This is a genomic window from Pleomorphomonas sp. NRK KF1 (assembly GCF_023721755.1).
GTDB lineage: Bacteria > Pseudomonadota > Alphaproteobacteria > Rhizobiales > Pleomorphomonadaceae > Pleomorphomonas.
The window spans coordinates 11,660-32,607 of record NZ_JAMDLH010000010.1; the positions used below are offsets into that span (position 1 = coordinate 11,660).

Annotated in this window: 21 protein-coding genes; 12 read left to right on the forward strand and 9 right to left on the reverse strand. The window is 66.2% G+C overall.

From position 1 onward, the window contains the following. Window positions 1-94: 94 nt before the first annotated feature. Genes rpe through M4J39_RS20515 form a run of 3 tightly spaced genes read left to right on the forward strand, consistent with a single transcriptional unit; the run spans window position 95 to window position 2,255 of the window. On the forward strand, window positions 95-751 hold the full coding sequence (rpe, locus tag M4J39_RS20505; RefSeq protein WP_251730357.1) for a ribulose-phosphate 3-epimerase: 657 nt from the start codon (window positions 95-97) through the stop codon (window positions 749-751). Next, complete coding sequence (gph, locus tag M4J39_RS20510) at window positions 748-1,410, forward strand: phosphoglycolate phosphatase (protein WP_251730358.1); 663 nt, start codon at window positions 748-750, stop codon at window positions 1,408-1,410. The genes rpe and gph overlap by 4 nt, the downstream gene beginning before the upstream one ends. Before the next feature lie 38 nt (window positions 1,411-1,448). Further along, entirely contained in the window at window positions 1,449-2,255 is an 807-nt protein-coding gene (locus M4J39_RS20515) for an HAD-IA family hydrolase (RefSeq protein WP_251730359.1), read from the forward strand. A gap of 182 nt (window positions 2,256-2,437) precedes the next feature. Here the strand turns inward: M4J39_RS20515 and M4J39_RS20520 are convergent, their stop codons facing one another. Further along, window positions 2,438-2,911, reverse strand: coding sequence for an Lrp/AsnC ligand binding domain-containing protein (locus M4J39_RS20520; RefSeq protein ID WP_251730496.1), 474 nt, complete (start codon window positions 2,909-2,911; stop codon window positions 2,438-2,440). Between the two features lie 128 nt (window positions 2,912-3,039). On the opposite strand from M4J39_RS20520, the gene M4J39_RS20525 reads away from it, so the two are divergent. Then, window positions 3,040-3,456, forward strand: a complete 417-nt coding sequence (locus M4J39_RS20525; protein WP_251730360.1) for a DUF2000 domain-containing protein — start codon at window positions 3,040-3,042, stop codon at window positions 3,454-3,456. A 4-nt stretch (window positions 3,457-3,460) separates the two neighbouring features. Here the strand turns inward: M4J39_RS20525 and M4J39_RS20530 are convergent, their stop codons facing one another. Next, entirely contained in the window at window positions 3,461-4,015 is a 555-nt protein-coding gene (locus M4J39_RS20530; RefSeq protein WP_251730361.1) for a DNA-3-methyladenine glycosylase, read from the reverse strand. Further along, on the reverse strand, window positions 4,012-4,911 hold the full coding sequence (locus M4J39_RS20535) for a LysR family transcriptional regulator (protein ID WP_251730362.1): 900 nt from the start codon (window positions 4,909-4,911) through the stop codon (window positions 4,012-4,014). Before M4J39_RS20535 ends, M4J39_RS20530 begins: the two co-directional genes overlap by 4 nt. Window positions 4,912-5,212: 301 nt before the next feature. Here M4J39_RS20535 and M4J39_RS20540 point away from each other — a divergent pair, with 301 nt between their 5' ends. Beyond that, window positions 5,213-6,142 carry an NAD-dependent epimerase/dehydratase family protein gene (locus tag M4J39_RS20540; protein ID WP_251730363.1) on the forward strand — a complete coding sequence of 310 codons (930 nt, stop codon included), beginning with the start codon at window positions 5,213-5,215 and terminating at the stop codon, window positions 6,140-6,142. Between the two features lie 4 nt (window positions 6,143-6,146). Here the strand turns inward: M4J39_RS20540 and M4J39_RS20545 are convergent, their stop codons facing one another. The 6 genes from M4J39_RS20545 to M4J39_RS20570 form a co-directional block, all read right to left on the reverse strand. Further along, window positions 6,147-7,139 carry a peptide ABC transporter ATP-binding protein gene (locus M4J39_RS20545; RefSeq protein WP_251730364.1) on the reverse strand — a complete coding sequence of 331 codons (993 nt, stop codon included), beginning with the start codon at window positions 7,137-7,139 and terminating at the stop codon, window positions 6,147-6,149. Beyond that, window positions 7,136-8,152, reverse strand: coding sequence for an ABC transporter ATP-binding protein (locus M4J39_RS20550; RefSeq protein ID WP_251730365.1), 1,017 nt, complete (start codon window positions 8,150-8,152; stop codon window positions 7,136-7,138). The genes M4J39_RS20545 and M4J39_RS20550 overlap by 4 nt, the downstream gene beginning before the upstream one ends. Then, a complete protein-coding gene (locus M4J39_RS20555) occupies window positions 8,152-9,036 on the reverse strand; it encodes an ABC transporter permease subunit (RefSeq protein WP_251730366.1) in 885 nt (294 codons plus the stop codon). The genes M4J39_RS20550 and M4J39_RS20555 overlap by 1 nt, the downstream gene beginning before the upstream one ends. A 4-nt stretch (window positions 9,037-9,040) precedes the next feature. Beyond that, window positions 9,041-10,051 carry an ABC transporter permease subunit gene (locus M4J39_RS20560; protein WP_251730367.1) on the reverse strand — a complete coding sequence of 337 codons (1,011 nt, stop codon included), beginning with the start codon at window positions 10,049-10,051 and terminating at the stop codon, window positions 9,041-9,043. Window positions 10,052-10,060: 9 nt separating this feature from the next. Continuing rightward, a complete protein-coding gene (locus M4J39_RS20565) occupies window positions 10,061-10,558 on the reverse strand; it encodes a GNAT family N-acetyltransferase (RefSeq protein WP_251730368.1) in 498 nt (165 codons plus the stop codon). 211 nt (window positions 10,559-10,769) lie between these two features. After that, window positions 10,770-12,362 carry an ABC transporter substrate-binding protein gene (locus tag M4J39_RS20570; RefSeq protein ID WP_251730369.1) on the reverse strand — a complete coding sequence of 531 codons (1,593 nt, stop codon included), beginning with the start codon at window positions 12,360-12,362 and terminating at the stop codon, window positions 10,770-10,772. A gap of 291 nt (window positions 12,363-12,653) precedes the next feature. Between M4J39_RS20570 and M4J39_RS20575 the strand changes: the two genes are divergently transcribed. The 7 genes from M4J39_RS20575 to pgi all read left to right on the forward strand — a co-directional run bounded on the left by M4J39_RS20575 (window position 12,654) and on the right by pgi (window position 20,876). Beyond that, window positions 12,654-14,165, forward strand: coding sequence for a CYTH and CHAD domain-containing protein (locus M4J39_RS20575; protein ID WP_251730370.1), 1,512 nt, complete (start codon window positions 12,654-12,656; stop codon window positions 14,163-14,165). 253 nt (window positions 14,166-14,418) lie between these two features. After that, window positions 14,419-15,297 carry a dienelactone hydrolase family protein gene (locus M4J39_RS20580; RefSeq protein ID WP_251730371.1) on the forward strand — a complete coding sequence of 293 codons (879 nt, stop codon included), beginning with the start codon at window positions 14,419-14,421 and terminating at the stop codon, window positions 15,295-15,297. A 100-nt stretch (window positions 15,298-15,397) separates the two neighbouring features. Beyond that, window positions 15,398-16,324 carry a DMT family transporter gene (locus M4J39_RS20585; protein ID WP_251730372.1) on the forward strand — a complete coding sequence of 309 codons (927 nt, stop codon included), beginning with the start codon at window positions 15,398-15,400 and terminating at the stop codon, window positions 16,322-16,324. Window positions 16,325-16,589: 265 nt separating this feature from the next. Next, a complete protein-coding gene (locus M4J39_RS20590; RefSeq protein WP_251730373.1) occupies window positions 16,590-17,615 on the forward strand; it encodes an FAD-dependent oxidoreductase in 1,026 nt (341 codons plus the stop codon). Between the two features lie 33 nt (window positions 17,616-17,648). Then, window positions 17,649-18,257 (forward strand): thiamine phosphate synthase, encoded by a 609-nt coding sequence (locus M4J39_RS20595; RefSeq protein WP_251730374.1) that lies wholly within the window; start codon window positions 17,649-17,651, stop codon window positions 18,255-18,257. Next, window positions 18,254-19,051 (forward strand): bifunctional hydroxymethylpyrimidine kinase/phosphomethylpyrimidine kinase, encoded by a 798-nt coding sequence (thiD, locus tag M4J39_RS20600; RefSeq protein WP_251730375.1) that lies wholly within the window; start codon window positions 18,254-18,256, stop codon window positions 19,049-19,051. The genes M4J39_RS20595 and thiD overlap by 4 nt, the downstream gene beginning before the upstream one ends. A gap of 181 nt (window positions 19,052-19,232) precedes the next feature. Further along, window positions 19,233-20,876, forward strand: a complete 1,644-nt coding sequence (gene pgi, locus M4J39_RS20605; protein ID WP_256469836.1) for a glucose-6-phosphate isomerase — start codon at window positions 19,233-19,235, stop codon at window positions 20,874-20,876. Window positions 20,877-20,948 lie beyond the last annotated feature (72 nt).

Sequence of the window (20,948 nt, forward strand, 5' to 3'; positions counted from 1 at the left end):
GTTTTTCCCCTGCACGGGGGAAACGGGGTTAGCACTCGGCGGCGTCTTGCTTTAAGAACGTCTGGCTTTTGAAACCTTTGCCGGAACGCTTCCCATGACCGTCAAGATCGCTCCCTCCGTATTGTCGTCGGATTTCTCGCGCCTCGGCGAAGAGCTCGCCGCCGTCGAAAGGGCGGGGGGCGACTGGGTCCACATCGACATCATGGACGGGCATTTCGTGCCCAACATCACCTTCGGCCCGGCGGTGATGAAGGCGATGCGTCCGCACACCAAGCTGCCGTTCGACGTGCACTTGATGATTGAGCCGGCCGATCCGTTCCTCGCCGCCTTCGCCGATGCGGGCGCCGACGTGATCAGCGTCCACAAGGAAGGTGGGCCGCACGTCCACCGCTCGCTGCAGGTGATCCGCTCGCTCGGCAAGAAGGCGGGCGTGGTGCTCAACCCCGGTACCGACGTCGGCGGCCTCGAGTACATGCTCGACGAGATAGACCTCGTCTTGGTGATGACCGTCAATCCCGGCTTTGGCGGCCAGGCGTTCATTCCGGCCGTCGTCGAGAAGGTGAAGAAGGTGAAGGCGCTGATCGGTGACCGGCCGATCCACATCGAGATCGACGGCGGCGTTTCCACCGCCAACGCCGGCCTGCTGGCCCGCGCCGGCGCCGACGTGCTGGTGGCAGGCACATCGGTGTTCAAGGGCGGCACCGAGGCCGACTACCGCCGCAACATCCAAGCCCTGAGAGACAGCCTATGAGCATTCGCGCCCTGATCTTCGACCTCGACGGCACGCTGGTCGACAGCCTGCCCGACCTCGCCGAGGCGATCAACGACCTGATGGCCAAGAATGGCCTCGCCGCGCACGCCGAGCGCGCCGTGGCGTCCATGGTCGGCAAGGGCGTGCCCGTGCTGGTGCAGAAGGCCTTCGCCGCCCATGGCGTGACCATGGAAGGCGAGGCGCTCGCCGCGCAGGTGAAGACCTATCTCGGCTTCTACGAGCCGCGCGCCACCCGCCTGACGCGCCTTTTCCCGCACACCGCCGACATGGTGAAGGAGCTCGCCAGGACCTACCGGCTCGCCGTTTGCACCAACAAGCCGGCGGCGGTTTCGCGTGAGATCGTCGACAGCCTTGGTATCGGTGCGGAGATCTCCGTGGTGGTGGGCGGCGACAGCGGCGTCACGCCGAAGCCGGCGCCCGACATGATGTGGCTGGTGGCCGAACGGCTCGGCTTGCCGAAGGAAGATTTGCTGATGGTCGGCGACAGCGCCAACGACGTCGCCTCGGCCAAGGCCGCCGGCGTCAAGGTGGCGGTGGTGCGCTACGGCTATACCGACATACCCGCCGACGAGCTGGACGCCGATTTTGTCATGGACGATTTCCGGGGTCTTCCGGCAGTCTTGGAGAAGCTTCGATAGACCGCATCGCCGCGCGATGCTCTGGCCAAGAGGGCGTGATGGCACCCATCAAGGCACTGATCTTCGACGTCGACGGCACGCTGGCGGAAACCGAGGAGGTTCACCGCCTGGCCTTCAACCGCGCCTTCGCGGAGGCCGGACTGCCCTGGGTGTGGGAGCCCGAGTTCTACGGAGAGCTCCTGGCCGTTCATGGCGGCTGGGCGCGGCTTGCGCATTTCATCGAGCACTACGCGCCGCCTGAGGCCGACGAGGGGCGGCAAAGGATCGACGAACTGCACGCGGCCAAGACGCGGCTGTTCGCCAAGCTGGTGGATCGCCGGCTCGCCCGTCCCCGGCCCGGCATCGAGCGGCTGATCGAGGATGCCCGTTCGCAGGGGCTTGCCGTGGTGCTGGCCACCACGTCGAGCATCGAGAATGCCGAGGCGTTGATCCTCGCCAACTTCGGGCTCGACGGGCTCGAGAAGATCACCGCCATCGTCGGCGGCGCGGGGGCCGTGCGGCCGAAGCCGGCGCCGGACGTCTACGAGCTGGCGCTGGCGAAGCTGGGTCTGACGCCGCGCGCGGCGATCGTGTTCGAGGATAACGGCCCCGGTCTTGCCGCCGCCACGGCGGCCGGCATTCGCACCATCGTCACGCCGAGCCGCTACGCGGGCGACGACGATTTCAGCACCGCCTTCGCCGTGCTGTCGCACCTCGGCGATCCATTCGAGCCCTACCATCACATCGCCGGTGTCGGCGACGAGGGCGGCACCGACATGGTGACGGTGGCGGCCTTGCAGCGCTGGGTGTCCGACGACGACGACATGCTCGGGCTGCTGACCATCGGTGGTAAGCCGGTGTATTGAAGGCTCCGAGTGGGCTATAGCCGCCGATTGCCCCTTTCGGCATGAGGTCCTGCGCCTTCGCACAGAATGACATCTAAATATTTGTTTTTATTATATAATGTTGTCATCCTGCGCGAAGGCGCAGGACCTCGGTCAGAATAAAGCGGGAGGCCGATATAGGTCGCCTGCCCGATGACGCCGTCTCACAGCCCCACCGGAAAGCCTGTGAACGGCTTGATCTCCTTCAGGACGAAGGTTGTCTGCATTTCCTTGATGCGCGGCAGGCGTCGGATCACCGTCATGGCGAAGTCGGCGTAGGTGTCGAGGTCGGGCGAGACGACCTGCAACAGGAAGTCGGCATCGCCGGCGATGGAGTAGCAGGCGATCACCTCGCGAAGCCGGGCGACGCTTTTCGAGAACTCCTCAGCCTCTGCTTCGCTGTGGCTGTCGATCTTGACGCGGACGAAGGCGAGCACCCCGAGGCCGATCTTCTGGCGATCTAGCGCGGCGCGATAGCCGCCGATGACGCCGCTCTCCTCAAGCTGACGCACGCGCCGCCAGCAGGGCGACGTCGACAGACCGACATCCTCGGCGAGCGCCTGGTTGGTCAGGCGGCCGTCACCCTGGAGCGCCTCCAGAATTCTGATATCGACCGTCTCAAGTTCGGCGTTCGGTATGTTCTGTCTCTCATTTGGTTGAACTTGGTAGATCCTACCTCAATTCATCGATCCTGCGCAAACTCCGGCATGAAATGCCTTGGACACGCGACTACCTTGCCGGCATCGTTCAGCGTTCAGGAGTTGCCATGCCGCCCGACCATCGCCTCGCCATCGTCGTCAATCCCGATCTGCCGCTCGGTCTGCTCGCCAATACGGTTGGGGCCATCGGCATCGGCCTCGGTGCCCGTCTGCCATGGCTCGGCAACCGACAGCTCACCGATCTGGATAACCAGGTCATCGACGACAGTTCCATCCTGCCGGTGCCGATCCTGGCAGCCACGCCCGAGGCCATTCGCACACTGATGCTGAAGGCGATGCCGCGCGGCGACGACAGTGCGCTGGTGGTCTTTCCGGCCTTCTCGCGGTCGCTGCACGACTATCGCGAATATGAGGCGATGCTGCCGGACAAACGCCTCGCCGAGGAGATGATCGACGGCGTCGGCCTGTGTGGCCCGGCGAAGTGGGTGAAATCGCTGACCGGCTCGCTGCGATTGTTGCGGTGATCGCTCAGCGGAAGGGCCGGCTGAGGTAGGGCGATCCCCGGAGGCCGAAGCGCCAGGGGCGATCGGCGGCCTTGGTGATGCCGATGCGCGGGCCGGCGACGATGTCGGGGATGCCTTGGCGCGGGATCAGCTCGAAGGGCGGCGCATCGAGCGGCAAGCCGTCGTGGGCGATGGAGATGCCGAGCGCCTCGGTCAGCCGGCCGGGGCCGGAGGCGAGAAGGCGCGGCTCGGTCGTCCGGCGTCGCTCCGCCATCGTCGCGAGACCGGCGGTCGGCTCGATGGCCCTCAGCAGCACGGCGGCGCCGTAGCCCACCGGGCCGGTGACGATGTTGACGCACCAGTGCACGCCGTAGGAGCGATAGACATAGGCCGTGAGCGGCGGGCCGAACATGGCGCGGTTGCGAGGCCGCTCGCCGGCAAAGGAGTGCGAGGCGGGGTCGTCGGCCTCGTAGGCCTCGGTCTCGACGATGATGCCGCCGACGCCGTCGACCAGGAATGTGGCGCCGATCAAGAGCGGCGCCAGCTCGACGGCGGGACGGGAAGAGAGAGTGGCGATCACTTGGCCTTCCGGGGCTTGATGCGGCGGGCGAGACCTTCGGCGAGACGATCGGCGACGAAGCGGATGCGTCGGCTCGGCTTGAGGTCTTCGTGATAGGCGAGCCAGAGCGGCAGCGCAAAGCCGATATCTTCGACCGGCAGGCGCACGACGCGCGGCTCGGCGTCGGCGATCGGCACCTGGACGAAGCCGATGCCGGCGCCGGCGATGACCATCTGCCAGCCAACGACGTGATCGTCGCAGCGGATCGGGAACCACTCGCGCGGCACCGGCAGGCCGGCGCGGGCAAAGCCTTGCAGAAGATCGTCGGCGCGGTCGAGACCGATGATGTCGTGTTCCAGGAGGTCAACCAGGCGGGTCGGCGTACCGCGCCGGGCGAGATAGGCGGGCGACGCGTAGACGGCGAGCGGAAGGTCGCCGATGCGACGGCGGATCAGCTGGGGCTGGCGCGGCTCGTACATGCGCAGCGCGATGTCGGCGTCGCGACGCAGCAGGTTCTGCGTCTCGTCGCTGGCGACGATCTCGATGTCGACATCGGGCTCATCGACATGCAGCGCCGCGACGATGCCGGGCAACAGGTAGGTCGCCACCATGCGGCTCGCCGTGACGCGCACCGTGCCGGCGAGGCTGTCGCCGGTGCCGCTCGCCTTTCGCTCCAGGGCGAGCGCCGCCTCGCCCATGCGGCGGGCATCTTCGATGAGGTCGAGGGCGGCCGGCGTCGGCTCCAGACCGCGCGGCTGCCGCCGGAACAGCGGCGTGTCGAGCGTTTCCTCAAGCTCGCGGATATGCCGACCAACGGTCGGCTGGACGAGGCCGAGCCGATCGGCGGCGGCCGACAGAGAGCCGGCGTCGACCACGGCAAGGAAGGAGCGAAGAAGGGTCCAGTCGAGCATTGTCATGCAAAAATGAATATGATTGCGACAGATATAGCGAATTGATGTGCGAATGGAAATACATCAATGATTGGATCAGAGGTTGCCGGTTCGTACACAAAACACCCCTCTCCCTGGTCCCTCCCCCACAGGTGGGGAGGGGACGATTGGAGCTGCCTACCCATGTCCGAGGCAGGCCGGATCTTCCAGCAGGGGGTAGACCCAAGCTGCGTCCCCTCCCCCCTTGTGGGGGAGGGACCAGGGAGAGGGGGGCGGCGGCCAACCGCAAGTTAGTCAGTTGGAATATTTTACGTTTCGGGAGACTACGATGAGCGGACATGTTCTCGTCCTTGGCGCCCTTGGCGGCGTGAGCCGGGCGGTTGCCGAGGAGTTCCATCGCCAGGGCTGGCAGGTGTCGGGCCTCGTGCGTCGGGGACGGGCCGGCGATCTGCCGGACTGGGTCTGGCCGGTGGAGGCCGATCTCAACGATCCCGAGGCGGTGGCCAAGGCGGCGAGTTCGCCTGTTGACGTGGTCTTCGATGGCCTCAATGCGCCCTATCATCGCTGGGCCGAACTGGCGAAGCCGCTCTATGACGCAGCGCTCGCAATCGCCGAACGCCTGGGTGCGCTGCATCTCTTTCCCGGCAACGTCTACGGTTTCGGCGAGAGGATGCCCGATCGGCTGACGCCCGATCTCGTCGCGGCGCCGACCTCCGAGAAGGGGCGCATTCGCGTCGAGATCGAACGGGGTTTCGCCGAGGCGGCGCGCGCCGGTCGGGTTCGGACCTGCATCCTCCGGGCTGGCGATTTCTTCGGCCCGACGATCACCGGGCAAAGCTGGCTGTCGGCCCTGATCGCCGCCAAGGCCGGGCAGGGCGTCATTCGCTCGCCGGGTCCGGAGGACGTGCCGCACGCCTGGGCCTATCTGCCCGATCTTGCCCGCGCCTTCGTGCGGTTGGCCGAACAGCGCGATCGCCTCGGCCCGTTCGAGGTCTTCCACTTCGAAGGGCACACCGCGTCGATTGCCGACATCGCCGATGCCGCCGGGGTCGTCCACCATCGACCGATGCGGGTGCAACGCGTGCCGGGCTTCATGTTCACGCTGCTCGGCCTGTTCGACCCGGTGATCCGCGCCTCGCGCGAGATGGCCTACCTCTGGCGCGTGCCGCACCGGCTCGCCGACCGGCGCCTTGAAATGATCACGGGGCCGCTCGTGGCGACCCCGCTTTCAAAGGCACTGGCATCGATCGGCCGCTAAGGCCTCACAGCAGTTCGCCCTGCACGGCGAAGCAGGCGACCTTGGCGTTGCCGCCGGGCGCCTGCAAGAGCTTCGGCTGGTCGACGTCGCAGGGTTCGTAGGCGAAGGGGCAGCGCGGATGGAAGGCGCAGCCCTTGGGCGGGCGCAGCGGCGACGGCAACTCGCCGGTGAGGCGGATACGTTCGCGCCGCTTCTCCGGCTCGGTGGTCGGCGTCGCCGAGAGGAGCGCGCGCGTATAGGGGTGGCGCGGCGTGTTGAAGATCTCGTCGGCGGTGCCGAACTCGACCGGGCGGCCGAGATACATCACCATCACCTCGTCGGCGATGTGGCGCACCACGGAAAGATCGTGGCTGATGAACAGGTAGGCGAGGCCGAACTCCTGCTGCAGGTCCATCAGGAGATTCAGCACCTGCGCCTGGATCGACACGTCGAGCGCGGATACCGGCTCGTCGAGCACCAGGATCTTCGGGTTGAGCATCAGCGCGCGCGCGATGGCGATGCGCTGGCGCTGGCCGCCGGAGAACATGTGCGGATAGCGGTCGTAGTGTTCGGGCCGGAGGCCGACCTTCTCCATCATCGCCCGCGCCTTGGCCTGTCGCTCGGAGGCCGACAGCGAGGTGTTGAGGCGCAGCGGCTCCTCCAGAATGGTGCCGACCTTCTGGCGCGGATTGAGCGAGCCATAGGGGTCCTGGAAGACGATCTGCACCGTGCGGCGGAGCTCATGGCTCGGCGTCTGATCGAGGTGGACCGGCTTGCCGTCGATGATCAGGTCGCCGGCGGTCGGCGGCTCGATCATGGTGACGAGGCGGGCGAGCGTCGACTTGCCGCAGCCGGACTCGCCGACGACGGCCAGCGTCTTGCCGGCGGTGAGCTTGAAGGAGGCTTCCGACAGCGCGCGCACGGTGGCCGGCTCGCCGAACATGCCGCGCTTCAGGCTGTAGTGGCGGGCAAGATGCTGCGCCTCGAGGACGACAGTGGATGCAACGGGAGCGTTCATGCCGAAATCCTCCGGTCGAGGATGGCGGCCGGGCCGGGATGGCCGACCGGCTTGCCCTGGTTGAGCGGATAGTGACAGAGCGCGTAGCCGGCGGCCTGCCCCTGGGTGACCGGCGCCTTCTCGACGCAGCGCTCGGTGGCGAACTCGCAGCGCGGGCTGAACAGGCAGCCGGCGGGTCGGTCGTACTGGCCGGGCACCACGCCGGGGATCGACGGCAGGCGGCGGGTGGTGGCCCGCTCGGGCAGCGCCGACAAGAGAGCCGCCGTATAGGGATGATGCGGGTCGGCGAACAGTTCGGCGACCGGCTGCTCCTCCACCTTCTGCCCGGCATATTGCACAGAGACGCGATTGGCGGTTTCGGCGACGACGCCCATGTCGTGGGTGATCAGCACCAGCGCCATGCCGGCGTCGCGCTGCAGCTTGGCCAGGAGGTCGAGGATCTGCGCCTGGATGGTCACGTCGAGCGCGGTGGTCGGCTCGTCGGCGATCAGGAGCTTGGGGTTGCAGGCGATGGCCATGGCGATCATCACGCGCTGGTTCATGCCGCCCGACATCTGGTGCGGGTAGGTGTCGAGGCGTTCGGCGGCCGAGGGGATGCCGACGAGCTCGAGCAGCTCGACGGTTCGGTCGCGCCGGGCGCGCTTGTTGAGGCCGAGGTGGACCTTCAGCACCTCGCCGATCTGCCAGCCGACCGTGTAGCACGGGTTGAGCGAGCTCATCGGCTCCTGGAAGATCATGGCAAGGTCGTTGCCGATGATACGACGACGTTCGCGCGGCGAGATGGAGAGGAGATCCTTGCCGTCGAACATCATCTTGTCGGCCGTGATGGTCGCCGTCCATGGCAGGAGGCCCATCAAGGCCAGCATGGACACCGACTTGCCCGAACCGCTTTCGCCGACGATGGAGACGATCTCGCCGGGCTCGACGGTCATCGACACGCCGTCGACGGCGCGGAACTGGCCGCCCACCGTGCGGAAATCGACCGAGAGGTTGCTGATTTCGAGAATGGGCATCACGACCTCTTCAGCTTCGGATCGAGGGCGTCGCGCAGGCCATCGCCCATCAGGTTGATGGCGAGCACGGTGATCAGGATGGCGAGGCCGGGGAAGGTCACCACCCACCAGGCGCGGGTGATGAACTCGCGCGCCTCGGCCAGCATGGTGCCCCATTCCGGCGTCGGAGGCTGGGCTCCCATGCCGAGGAAGCCGAGGGCGGCGGCGTCGAGAATGGCGCCGGAGAAGGAGAGGGCGGCCTGGACGATCAAGGGCGCCATGCAGTTCGGCAGGATGGTGACGAACATCAGCCACAGCGGGCCGGCGCCGGAGACGCGGGCAGCTGTCACATAGTCGCGGTTACGTTCCGACATCACGGCGGCGCGGGTCAGGCGCACATAGTGAGGTTGCGCCACAATGGCGATGGCGATCATCGCGTTGGTGAGGCCGGGGCCGAGGATGGCGACCAGCGTCAGGGCCAGCAGCAGCGACGGGAAGGCAAGGATGATGTCCATGATGCGCATGATCACGGTGTCGACCCAGCCCCGGAAGAAGCCGGCGAACATGCCGATGATCACGCCGCCGATCAGCGATACCGAGACGACCACCACGCCGATGAACAGCGAGAAGCGGGAGCCGAAGATCAGGCGCGACAGGATGTCGCGACCGAGCGCGTCGGTGCCGAGAAGGAAGATGCCCTCGGTGCCATGGGTGAGCGGCGGCACCAGAAGCGCGTCGCGGAACTGCTGGTCGGGATCGAAGGGGGCGAAGAGCGGCGCGGCGAGCGCGACGAACACCAGCGCCACGAACAGCACGAGGCCGGCGACGGCACCGTGGTTTTCCGAGAAATAGCGCCAGAATTCCTTGAGGCGCCCCGGACGGACGGAAGCGGAGACGGCGGTCATCGGGTTACCTCTGGTGCCGGATCTTGGGATTGACGAGGCCGTAGAGCATGTCGACCACGAGATTGACGCCCATGACGATGAGGGCGATCAGCACGAGGCCACCCTGCACGGCCGGATAATCGCGGCGGAAGATGGAATCGACCATCCACTTGCCGATGCCCGGCCAGGAGAAGATCGTCTCGGTCAGGATGGCGCCGGCCATCAGCACGCCGATCTGCAGGCCGATGGTGGTGATCACCGGGATCAGGGCGTTGCGCAGCGCATGCACGGCGACCACGCGGAACGGGCTGAGCCCCTTGGCCTTGGCCGTGCGGATATAGTCCTCGCCGAGAACCTCCAGCATGGCCGAACGAGTCTGGCGGGCGATCACGGCCAGCGGAATGGTGCCCAGCACGATGGTCGGCAGGATGAGATGGCTCGCCGCCGACTGGAACGCCCCCGCCTTGCCGGACAGGAAGCTGTCGATCAGCATGAAGCCGGTCACCTTGGGGAAGAAGAACAGCAGCGAGATGCGGCCCGACACCGGCGTCCATCCGAGAATGCCGGAGAAGACGATGATGAGCAGCAGTGCCCACCAGAAGATCGGCATGGAGTAGCCGACCAGCGCGGTGGCCATGGCCGTGTGGTCGAACCAGGAATTGCGCTTGACGGCGGCGATGACGCCGGCCGGCACGCCGAGCACGACGGCGAAGATCACCGCGCAGATCGACAGTTCCAGCGTCGCCGGAAACAGCGTGAAGAACTCGTTGAAGATCGGCTTCTTGGTGGAGATCGAGGTGCCGAAATCGCCGTGCATCAGGTCGGTGAAATAGTAGATGAACTGCTTCCACAGCGGCAGGTCGAAGCCGAAGCGGTGCATCAGCTCCGCGTAACGCTCGGGCGATATGCCACGCTCGCCGGCCAGCAGGAGCACGGGGTCGCCCGGCAGCAGGCGGATGAAGAAGAAGGCGACCAGACTGACGCCGATGAAGGTCGGGATCAAGAGGCCGAGACGTCGGAGGATGAAACCGAACATGGTGCGGGGTCAGTCCTGACTCGAGAGTTGCTTGACGAAGATGTGGGTCGGATGCGTTTCATGGCGCCCGTCCGGAGTCCAGATCGGGGCTTGCCGGACGCCGCTGTCGCGCCATCCGGCCCGCGCGTAGAACCGATAGGCGCGATCGTTGCCGGCCGAGCACTGGATCGCCGCGTCGCGGATGCCGCGCCGGACGAGTTCCGCCTCCGCGGCGGCCAGCAACGCGGCCGCAAGGCCGGTGCCGCGCGCCTCGGCGGCGACGTAGAGCTGGTCGATCTCCTCCCCCTCGATCGCGGCGAAGCCGAGAACGTTGCCGTCGAGATCGGCGACGAGGGTGCCGGCCTCGAGCGGGCCGAGGCGAAGGTCGAAGCTTTCCGGGCTCCGCTCGGCAACCACATGCGCCGGCAGGACCGACCCATGGCCGTCGTGCCAAGCGTCGTGCCATAGCCGGACGACCGCGGCGCGGTCGTCGGAACGATATGGACGGAGGATGGGCGCGTTAGGCATGGGGGTTCCAGTAGCGGCCGAAAACCCGGGCCGCAAGCGACAACGTCGATATTTGACCATTTTCGCGGCATGAAACTGCCACGATTTCCGCCATTCTACATGATTTCCCGCATGAGAAGCGATTGGCGCGCCGTCGTCCGGACCAGTCTCCGGATGCGAAAACGGTTCCGGAGATCGCTCCCCGGAACCGCGTCCGTCTTGGTGGTGTCGCTTACTCGGCGAGGTCGACGCCGTCGAAGCGGTGCGAGCCGAGCGGATCGACCTTGTAGTCGATCACGGCCTTGGACATCGGCACGTAGGTGGTCGAGTGGGCGATGGTCGCCCAGGGCGCTTCCTTCTTGAAGACGACCTGCGCGTCCTCATAGAGCTTGGTGCGCTCGGCGATGTCCGACACCGCGGCGGCCTTGGTCACGAGGTTGTTGAATTCCTCGTTGCACCAGTTGGCGCGGTTGGAACCGCCAACGCCCGAGCAGCCGAGCAGCACGGCAAGGAAGTTGTCCGGATCGCCGTTGTCGCCGGTCCAGCCCATCAGCAGGGCGCCGTCGCGCTCCTTGTCCTGGCTGCGCTTCAGGTACTCGGCCCACTCGTAGGAGACGATCTCGACCTTGACGCCGACGTTGGCGTAGTCGGCCTGGATCAGCTCGGCCATGCGGCGGGCATTCGGGTTGTAGGGACGCGACACCGGCATCGCCCACACCTTCATCGACAGGTCCTTGACGCCGGCTTCGGCGAGCAGCTTCTTGGCCGCTTCCGGATCGTAGGGGTCGTCCTGGATGTTGTCGTTGTAGGACCACATGGTCGGCGGGATCGGGTTCTTGGCTTCCTGGCCGGTGCCCTGGAAGACGGCGTCGATGATCGCCTTCTTGTTGATCGCCATGTTGAGGGCCTTGCGGACGCGCACGTCGTCGAAGGGCTTCATCATGGTGTTGTAGGCGAGGTAGCCGACGTTGAGGCCGGCCTGGCTCATCAGCTGGATGCTGTCGTCGGACTGCAGGGTCTCGACGTCGGCCGGGTTCGGGTAGGGCATCAGCTGGCATTCGCCGGCCTTCAGCTTCTGCACGCGGACCGAGGCATCCGGGGTGATGGCGAAGACGAGATCGTCGATCTTCTGCTTGCCGCCCCAGTAGTCGGCGAAGGCCTGATAGCGGATGACCGCGTCCTTCTCATAGGCGACGAACTGGAACGGGCCGGTGCCGACGGGTAGCTGGTTGAGGTCGGGCTGCTTGCCTTCGGCGGCCAGCTTGTCGGCGTATTCCTTGGAGAGGATCGAGGCGAAGTCCATCGCGAGGTTGGCGAGCATCGGCGCGTTGGCGGCCGTCAGCGTCAGCTTGACGGTGTAGTCGTCAACCTTCTCGATCGACTTGACGAGGTTCGGCATGTCCATGCCGGTCCAGTATTCCCAGGTGCCGCCGGCGTAGGCGTACCAGGGGTCGTTCTTGTCGTTCTGGCGCTGGAACGAGAAGATCACGTCGTCGGCGTTGAAGTCGCGGGTCGGCGTGAAATACTCGGTGGTGTGGAACTTGACGCCCTTGCGAAGATGGAAGGTGTAGACCGTGCCGTCCTCGGAGATGTCCCAGCTCTCGGCGAGGCCGGGAATGACGTTGGTGGTGCCGCGCTCGAACTCGGTCAGGCGGCTGTAGACCGGCTTCGATGAGGCGTCGAAGGTGGTGCCGGCGGCATACGGCGCCGGGTCGAAGCCTTCCGGGCTACCTTCGGAGCAGTAGACGAAGGTCTTGGCGTGGGCGGCACCGGCAAGGCCGGCCACGAGCATGGTGGCCGCCAGAAGGCGGGACATCGTTTTCATAAGGTATACTCCCCTGTTGCCGAGCGAGGTCGGCGAACCCCGTGCCTGGCCGGACGGTCTTCTTGTCACTTTTCCCCGTCGGCCGGCGAGCCTTTATCCGAACCGACAATTGACCGGTTGGCAAGCGTTTTTTCCCGCCTGGTCAGAAATGCGGCATCCGACCGCCCCGACGCGGACCGTGTCCCGGTTTCGGCGGACGGAGGGCGGTCCGAACCCCGAATCGTTTCCGTGGGTGGCTCGTCAAAGCCTTCCGCCGGCGATAGGATCGCGTCGACGTGGAGGAGGATGCGCATGGCGGACGGGATCGAGGCCGAACTCAAGGTGGCCGTGGACGCGGCTGGCGCCTCGCGGCTGGCGCGCCTTTCCGATCTGCCTGGGCTGACCGTCGTCGCCAAGGGCGACAAGCGGCTCGTCAGCACCTACTTCGACACGCCGGATCTTGCTCTACGCGCCAAGGGCATCAGCCTTCGCCTGCGACGGTCGGGTCGCAGCGGCGAACAGACGGTGAAGTTCTCCGGCAGCTTCTCGCTTGGTCTCGCCGAGCGGCCGGAGTTCAACGTGGCCCACGCGGGCCGGGTGCCCGATCTTGCCCGCCTGCCGGAGGAGGCGGCGGCGGAATTGACCAGGCTCGTCGACGGTCGTCCGCTGGTGCCTTTGTTCTCCATGCGGGTGACGCGGCGGCGCTGGGAAATTGCGACGCCGGGTGGCGATCGCGTCGAGATGGCGCTCGACCGTGGCACGGCCACGGCCGGCAGCCGACGAGCCGACATTCGCGAAGTTGAGTTCGAGCTCCTTTCGGGCGACCGGCGAGCCCTGTTCGAGGCGGCGCGGCTGGCACTCAACGGCGTCGCCTTTCATTTCTCGACCGAGGCCAAGTCCGATCTCGGCTACGCGCTGCTCGAAGGCGAGATCGGCGCGGCCGAACCGAAGACCGCGACGGATGCCGACCTCGACGACGACATGTCGGTCGAGATGGCGCTGCAGCGGGTACTGAGATCCTGCGCCATCCAGATCTCCGCCAATGTGGCGGCGCTGCGGGCCGACGACGATCCCGAGGGCGCGCATCAGTTGCGCGTCGGGCTGCGTCGCCTCCGCACCGCGCTGAAGATCTTCGCTTCCGTGATGGCGCCGGGGTCCGGCGATCCGCTCGCCACCGAGGCGCGGCGACTGGCCCAGGAGGTTGCCGCCACGCGCGACATGGACGTGCTGATCGACGAACTCGTCGCCCCGCTCGAAGGCGGCGACATGGCGGCGCTGATCGAGCTTCTCGAAAAGCGCCGCAAGGCGGCACGGGTGCGGCTCGCGGCCGTTCTCGCCGATCGGAGCACCGGGGATTTCCTGCTCGACCTTCTGGCATTCACCGAGACGCGCGGCTGGCTGTCCACCGACGATATCGGCCAGAGCCTGGGGCTGGCCGCGCCGATCGAGCCATTCGCCGACCACATTGTCGGCCGCCTGCGGCGCAAGGTCGAAAAGCTGGGGCGCGATCCTGAAGCGCTGTCTTCGGATGAGCGGCACGAACTCAGGAAAAGATTCAAGCGCCTGCGCTATGCCTATGATTTTTTTGAGGATTTATTGCCGAAGTCGGTGCGGCGCAAGTTATTGCCGAGAGTCAAGGCGGCCCAGAATGTGCTGGGTGTGCTCAACGACATCCACATGGCCCATCTGATGCTGGACGACATCCATGCCGCCGGACCCAAGGCGGGCGCGGTGGAGCGGGCCATCGGCTACTGCCTCGGCTGGCACAGCGCACGCGCCAAGGCCATCTGGGAGCGCCGTGCCGACGATCTGTCGCTGGACTGATTATCAGCGGTGGCGGAATTATGCGGTTTACATGTCAGTAAAAATACGTGACTGTCAGCGCGGGCGTTGAAGCGTCTTGCATCCGGGGAGCTGAGGTCGGCTTTTACGTTCGTCCTCATCAAGAGATTCAAGTTCTGAATCCAAAAGCTCCACCGAAACACCTGACCGTAAGTGGTTCGTTTTGCTTCGCTATTCGCTTCGTGAGTCATGCCGGGCGAGCACGGGCACCAAACGGACCCCAGGGAGCATCGACATGAGCGAACGCATCGTCATCACCCAGGACATGATCCGTCTCTACGACGAGTACACCCACCTGACATACGACCGCCGTGGCTTCATGGAAAAGCTCGCAAAGCTGGCCGGTTCGAGCGCGGCGGCAGTGGCCATCGTGCCGATGATCGAGGCTCGGCAGGCCCAGGCGGCCATGGTCGAAGCGACCGACGACCGGCTCGAGGCGACGGCGGTGGAGTTCCCCGGCGACGGCGGCACGATGAAGGGCTATCTCGTCCATCCCAAGTCGGCGACCGGACCGTTGCCGGCGGTGATGGTCATTCACGAGAACCGCGGGCTCAACGCCCACATCGAGGACGTCGCCCGCCGCCTCGCCCTTGAGGGCTTCCTCGTGCTGGCGCCGGACTTCCTGTCGCCGGCCGGAGGCACGCCCGCCGACGAGGACAAGGCGCGCGAGATGATCGGCGCGCTCGACAGGATGAAGGCCGTGGGCAACGCGGTGGCGGCAGCCACCTTCCTGCGCGGCCGTGAGGGCGGCAACGGCAAGTCCGGCAGCGTCGGTTTCTGCTGGGGCGGCGGACTGTCGCTGCAGACGGCGGTGGCCGATCCCGGGCTCGGCGCGGCGGTGTCCTACTACGGTGCCCAGCCGGTGGCGGAAACGGTGGCCGCCATCAAGGCGCCGCTGCTCTTGCACTACGCCGGCCTTGACGATCGCATCAATGCCGGCATTCCGGTGTTCGAGGCTGCGTTGAAGGAGGCCGGCAAAACCTACGAGCTCCACATGTACCCAGGCGTCAACCACGCCTTCAACAACGACACGTCGGCGGCGCGCTACGACAAGGCGGCGGCCGATCTCGCATGGCAGCGCACAGTGGATTTCCTGAAGTCCCATCTTGCCTGAAGCTGGCCTGGTGACGGCGAAGTCGAAAAATATGACAAATCGGGACTTGGTCCCGCGGCAAATCCCTATATAAGCGGCTGAGCAAGGAGCTCACTTTCCCATGTCGCCGACTGCCGCGGGCGTTCTTTTCAAGCTCGCATCGACCATCGCCTTCGCCATCATGCTGACGCTGATCAAGCTGGTGTCGGGCCGCGTGCCGCCAGGGGAGATCCTGTTTTTCCGCTCCTTCTTCGGCATCGTCCCGGTCATCGTCTATCTCGCGGTTCTCGGTGTCTTCCCCGCCTCGCTTGCCACGACGCGCCCACTGGGCCATGTGCGTCGGTCGCTGGTCGGAACCGCTTCGATGTTCTGCTGGTTCACGGCGGTCTCCTATCTGCCGCTGCCGGACGCTACGGCCATCAGCTATTCCGGGCCGCTGTTCGGCGTCTGTTTCGCCGCTCTCCTGCTGCACGAGCGTGTGCGGGCGTTCCGCTGGGGTGCTGTCGGCATCGGCTTTCTCGGCGTGCTGATTGTTCTGTCGGAGCAGATGGGTGGTTTCAGTGCGGGCCTGCAGGGCGACCGGGCGATTGGCGCTGCTTGCGCGCTGGCCTCGGCCATGCTCGGGGCGGTTGCTGCCGTCACCGTACGCGAGTTGACGGCGACCGAGACCACTGGCGCCATCGTCTTCTACTTCCTGGCTTGCGGCTCGGTGTTCTCCTTCGTGACGCTGCCTTTCGGCTGGGTGGTGCCGGATCTCGCCGATGTCGCCATGCTGATCGTCGCCGGCCTATTCGGCGGCATCGGGCAGGTGCTGATGACCCAATCCTACCGCCTTGCCGAGGCCTCGGTGATCGCGCCCTTCGACTACATCAACATGATCTGGATCGTGATCATCTCCTACATGGTGTTCGGCGACGTGCCGACGATAGCGGTGCTCGCCGGCTCGCTGGTGGTGATTGCTTCCGGCGTGTTCGTCGTCTGGCGGGAGCGGCGTCTCGGCATCCTCGAAGCCAAGGCCAAGGCGCGGAGCGCCGACACGCCGACTTGATTCTTGGCCTCAGGCGCCGGCGGCGACATCCGTCGCCTTGGCTTTCGCTTCGCTTTTCGTCTTTCGGGGCTTCGCCACGAAAGACTCGCTCCGCGCGGCGCCGCTTGGCGCCGGAAGCCGCCAAGGCGACTTCGGGGGCTACCGGTAAGTGTCGTTAGGTAGGGGTGTCCTGCGGTGAGCGGGATGGCGTTGACACCGTTCGAGGTGCGGGCCAAAGAGATGCGGCAGGGCGCGCGAGCAAAGGCTTCTGCGTGAGAGATATCCGATGAGCGAAATTGCGAATGGCAAACGCGAAACGGTGGATGTGGCGATCGTCGGCGCCGGTCCCATGGGCCTCGTCACGGCCCTGATGTGCGCCCGTGCCGGCCTCAAGGTGGCGATCTACGAGCGGCAGAGCGATTTTTCCGCCTCGCCGGCCTGGAACGGGACCGGTGTCCTTGCGCCCGACAGCGAGGCCGATGCGGCCGATGCCACCATCGTCGATCTCGGGCGCCGTTCGATCGAGCTTTGGCCGACGCTGGTCTCGGGCATGATCACCAACGGCGCCTTGGTGCTTGGCAACCGCCGCCAGCCGACGGCACTCGACGACTACTCCACCTTCGTCCTCAACTACGACTGGGTCGACGAGGAGCAGATCGCCGCCCTGGAGCCGTCGCTCGCTGGCATCTACAACAGGGGCATATTCTTCCCGCAGGCCGCGCACGCCGATCCGCGCATTCTGTTCAGCGGCCTCAAGGACGTGCTCGAAGCCGGCGGCATACGGATTCGTTTCGACTGGGTCGGCACCATCGACGGGCTGCACGCCGAGCGCATCGTCGACACGCGCGGTCTCGGGGCGCGCGACCGCTTTCCCGAACTCAGGGCCGTCACGGCGGAAATGGCCATCGTGCGCAGCCACAAGATCGAGCTCAGCCGTCCGATCCGACTGCTGCACAACCGGCACTCCCTCTATGTGACGCCGCGTGGCCAGGGCGTCTACGTGATCGGCGCCACGACGGTCGATGACGACCGCAGCGGCGTGTCGGTGCGGTCGGCCGGCGAACTGATGATGCATGCCGTGTCGCTGTTGCCGGCCTTTGCCGACGCCGAGGTGCTGGAGCTACGCTCCGGCTTGATGCCGGTGTTGATGAACGGTGTGCCGAAGGTGGTCGTCGGCGAGCGGATCATCGCCGTCAACGGCCTGTTCCGCTATGGCTGGATGGTGGCGCCGGCCATTGCCGAGGATCTATTGCGCGTGATCTACACGCAGGCGACCAAGGTCATCCACGCCAGCCGGCCAATGCGCCACTGAGCCAGCCTTTTCCTGTTTCTTGACGGACTGCCCATGCTCGACCGCTTTTACCTGATCATCGACCGTGCCGCCTGGCTGCCGCGCCTCCTGCCGCTCGGCCTGAAGCTGGTGCAGATCCGCACCAAGGCGCCCGATATCGAAACCCGACGCAAGGAAATTGCCGACTCGCTTGCTCTCTGCAAGGCGGCCGGCGCCATGTGCGTGGTCAACGACCACTGGCGGGAGGCCATCGAGTTCGGCGCCGAGTGGCTGCATCTCGGCCAGGAAGATCTCGATACCGCCGACCTCAAGGCGATCCGCGCGGCGGGCATTCGCTTCGGCGTCTCCACCGCCAACCGGGCGGAGCTTGATCGGGCGCTGGCGGTCGATCCCGATCACGTGGCGCTCGGGCCGATCTGGTCGACCGTCTCCAAGGATGACGCGGCGCCCGCCAGCGGGCCGGAGCTGCTGACCGAGTGGAAACGCATCGCCAGGAAGCCGCTGGTGGCGATCGGCGGCATCTCGCTCGACCGGGCGCCGATCTGCTGGGACGCCGGGGCCGACAGCGTGGCGGTGATCTCGGACGTATTGTCCGCCGCCAGTCCGGAGGCTCGGATGACCGAATGGCTCGATACGGCTAGGGGATGGGAGGCGCGGGCATGACGGCGATCGCGGTTACCATCGCGGGGTCGGATTCGGGCGGCGGCGCCGGCATCCAGGCCGACCTCAAGACCTTCTCGGCGCTCGGCGTCTATGGCGCGTCGGTGATCACGGCGCTGACGGCGCAGAACACGCGCGGCGTGACGGCGATCCACGAGGCGCCTGCCGATTTCGTCCGGGCGGAGATCGACGCCGTGTTCTCCGACCTGGCGGTCAACGCCGTGAAGATCGGCATGCTGGCAAGTCCCGAGCTGATCCGCACTGTTGCCGCCGGTCTCCGGGATTACGGCCAGAGTCGCGTCGTGCTCGACCCGGTGATGGTGGCGACCTCGGGCGATAGCCTCTTGAAGGCCGAAGCGGTGGCGACGCTGCGCGAGGACCTGTTTCCGCTGGCCAGCCTCATCACGCCCAACCTTCCCGAGGCCGGCAAGCTCTTGGGGCGGGTGGTCGACGAAAGGCCCGAGGACATGCTGGCGGCGGCGCGCGAGTTGCTCTCCCTTGGCCCGAAGGCGGTGCTCATCAAGGGCGGTCACGGCAGCGGGGCCGAAAGCGCAGATCTCTACCTCGACGGCAACGGAGAGCGCTGGCTGACGGCGCCGCGCCACGCGACGCGCAACACCCATGGCACCGGGTGCACGCTGTCCTCGGCCATCGCCGCCGGCCTTGCCAAGGGGCTCGACATGACCGCCGCCGTCGCCGAGGGCAAGGCCTACGTCACTTCGGCCATCGTCGCCGCCGACCGGCTGGAGATCGGCCACGGCCACGGCCCGGTCCATCACTTCCACGCCTGGTGGTGACACGAGCAGTTGATGGGCGCCCAATCCCGTCGCGTTTTCAGCGATTTGTCGCGGCAAATCGGCCGAGTTCGCAATCAAACCTAGACGAAGGTACTAGCCTTGCTCCGCGACGCTCCGTAATATCCCGCGCCAATCGGTGGAACATAAGCGGGCAACGGCCCGGCATTGGGAGTGCGTTAACATGGTCGCGGAGCTGGATCCTATCTTCAAGCGTCTGGAAGCCAAGAAGGCCGAACTGGCCGATCGCCCCATGCGCAAGCTGTTTGCCGAGGACGCCGGTCGTTTCGATCGCTTCAGCGTGCATCTCGACGACATGCTGCTCGATTTCTCGAAGAATCGCCTCGACGCCGATGCCTTCGCCCTGCTGATCGAGCTGGCCAAGGCTGCGGGTGTCGCCGAGCGCCGCGACGCCATGTTCTCCGGCGCCATCATCAACACCACCGAAAAGCGAGCCGTGCTGCACACGGCGCTGCGCAACCGGTCCAACACGCCCGTCGTCGTTGACGGCAAGGATGTGATGCCCGACGTCAACGAGGTGCTCGGCCGCATCAAGGATTTCGCCGAGGGCGTTCGCTCCGGCAAGATCGCTTCGTCGACCGGCGCCAAGTTCACCGACGTCGTCAACATCGGCATCGGCGGTTCAGATCTCGGCCCGGCCATGGCGACCATCGCGCTGTCGCCCTACTGGGGCAACGGCCCGCGCCTCCACTACGTGTCCAACGTCGATGGCGCTCATATCTCGGATACGCTCGCCGGACTTGATCCGAAGACGACGCTGTTCGTCATCGCCTCGAAGACCTTCACGACCTCCGAGACGATGACCAACGCCGGCACCGCCCGCGAGTGGATCAAGAAGCACCTCGGCGAAGCGGCCGTCGGCGCCCACTTCTGCGCCGTTTCGACCGCGCTCGACAAGGTGGCCGCCTTCGGCATGGACGTGAAGCGCGCCTTCGGCTTCTGGGACTGGGTCGGCGGCCGCTATTCGGTGTGGTCGGCCATCGGCCTGCCGGTGGCGATCGCCGTCGGCTTCGACAATTTCGTCGAGTTCCTGACCGGCGCCCATGAGGTGGACAACCACTTCCGCACCGCGCCGCTCGACAAGAATATCCCGGTCATCCTCGGCCTTCTCGGCGTCTGGTACCGCAACGTCTGGGGCTTCTCGACCCATGCCGTGCTGCCCTACGACCAGCGCCTTTCCCGCTTCGCCGCCTATCTCCAGCAGCTCGACATGGAGAGTAACGGCAAGGGCGTTCGTACCGACGGCACGCCGGTGCCGCGCGCGTCCGGCCCGATCGTCTGGGGCGAGCCGGGCACCAACGGCCAGCACGCCTTCTACCAGTTGATCCACCAGGGCACCGACATCATCCCGGCCGACTTCCTGGCCGCCGCCGTGCCGCATGAGCAGGTGGGCGACCACCACGCCAAGCTCCTGTCCAACGTTCTCGCCCAGACCGAGGCGCTGATGCTGGGCAAGACCGTCGAGGAAGCCGCCGCCGAGCTGAAGAAGGCCGGCAAGTCGGACGCCGACGTCGCCGCGCTGGCGCCGCACAAGGCCTTCCCGGGCAACCGCCCGACCAACACCATCCTTTACCGCACGCTCGATCCGAGGACGCTCGGCCGGCTGATCGCCATCTACGAGCACAAGGTGTTCGTGCAGGGCACCATCTGGGGCGTCAACTCCTACGACCAGTGGGGCGTCGAACTCGGCAAGGAGCTGGCCAACCGTCTCCTGCCCGTCCTCAAGGGCGAGGCCGAGCCGGCTGCCAGTCAGGACGTGTCGACCAAGGGACTGGTTGCGGCCATCAAGGCGCTGCGAAAGGATTGACCTTTGCGATGGAGCCGGCGAGCGCTTTCGCCACCGGCTCTTCCCGTGCTGTTGTTGCCGTGAGGCGTCTTG